The sequence below is a fragment of the Phyllobacterium sp. P5_D12 genome (assembly GCF_054049495.1).
The window spans coordinates 1-872 of record NZ_JBFUMG010001034.1; the positions used below are offsets into that span (position 1 = coordinate 1).

Consider the following 872-nt stretch of genomic DNA (forward strand, 5'->3'; position numbering starts at 1 on the left):
GACCTGCCACAACCTTGCCGTCCATGTCGCAGACCAGAAGATCTTCGGGGGATACTTCGGCGCGGCTTTTCTCCTGGGGCTGTACGAGCAAGGTCTCGTTGCCAGGCAAGAGGGCGCTGACATGACCACTGTATTCAAGTATTTTCAGGCTGTTCAGGAGCCGCGTGGCAATCGCGATTTCAGCTCGCAATGACGTTTCCGATGGAAGCGCTATCCCCGCCTTTTCGGGGTTTCCATCTGTTGTCCGCGCATGAGAATCCATAATCCCTCCTGTCGTGTTTCTAATAAAATCCCATATTATACAAATTTGTTATGCCCGCGATATCACATATGCTTTACACCTCGATCATCACGTCGTCGTTCTCGACGACCACTTTGTAGGTTCGCACGGGTACCATGCAGGGTGGGGCGACGACCTCGCCGGTGCGAAGATCGAATGCACCATTGTGAAAATCGCATTCGATCGTATGGCCGTCGATATATCCTTCCGACAGCGAGCCCGGGCCGTGGGTGCACGCATCGTCTGTCACGTAGAACGTCCCATTGACGTTGAAAACGGCCAGCACGAGATCGCCGGATTCGACTCTGATGGCGCTGTCGAAATCAACATCATCCGCAGAACAAAGCCTTATCCTCGAACGCGTTTGCGTCATCTGGTTCATATCCTTTCTCCCTGCTGCCGCCGCGCGCTTGACTAGCTCGCCAACAGCCTGTAGTTTTCTAAAAACGAAACAGCGTTCTGTATAAAGGAACGAGATGCAAGAATAACCGATCAGAGCGGGACGTCAACTCGAAACTGACGATTAACGTTCTGGCTCGGCCAAACAGCAGCCGGATTTCGTCGCGACTGGACGATTCGAGGAGGATTGAAT

At 53.0% G+C, this 872-nt stretch carries 2 protein-coding genes; both read right to left on the reverse strand.

Annotation, left to right across the window (positions count from 1 at the left end):
- Positions 1-262 (reverse strand): class II aldolase/adducin family protein (locus ACXJ5O_RS28490; protein WP_457302841.1); only part of this gene is annotated, 262 nt, incomplete at its 3' end.
- A 73-nt stretch (positions 263-335) separates the two neighbouring features.
- Entirely contained in the window at positions 336-662 is a 327-nt protein-coding gene (locus ACXJ5O_RS28495) for a non-heme iron oxygenase ferredoxin subunit (RefSeq protein WP_210283544.1), read from the reverse strand.
- Positions 663-872 lie beyond the last annotated feature (210 nt).

Bases quoted from the DNA above. Each gene is read 5' to 3' on its own strand.
- ACXJ5O_RS28495 (WP_210283544.1), bottom strand. From the start codon at position 662: ATGAACCAGATGACGCAAACGCGTTCGAGGATAAGGCTTTGTTCTGCG.